1 protein-coding gene is annotated in these 311 nt (G+C 68.8%); it reads right to left on the reverse strand.

What is annotated here, in order from left to right:
- On the reverse strand, positions 1 to 311 hold a 311-nt coding region (locus tag PZA18_RS25855; protein ID WP_284103495.1), incomplete at both ends, for a hypothetical protein.

The following is a 311-nucleotide window of genomic DNA, read 5'->3' on the forward strand; positions in this document are numbered from 1 at the left end:
CCGCCAGCCGTACTGCGGGTGCGGCAGTCTCGGCAGACAGGGACCGGATCGGGTCGTCGGCGCTGGCGTATTGGCTGAGGAGGGTGTCAAGGCGGGCGGCGGCCTGGTCGGCAGCCGGTACGGTGCGCAGGCAGTGGCGATAGCCGGTCAGGGTGCCATCGGGGTCGTACAGGCATTGCTGCAACTGGCCATCGGCCTGCAGGGTGGCTTGCAGGCGGCCCTGGGCGTCGTAGAAGTGGCGGCTGGTGTCACCGCTGCCATCCAGTGCCACCACCACCCCGTTCAGCCTGCCTGAGGCATCGTAGTCGTAA

Origin of the sequence: Parachitinimonas caeni (assembly GCF_030129945.1) — a bacterium.
Taxonomy (GTDB): domain Bacteria; phylum Pseudomonadota; class Gammaproteobacteria; order Burkholderiales; family Chitinimonadaceae; genus Parachitinimonas; species Parachitinimonas caeni.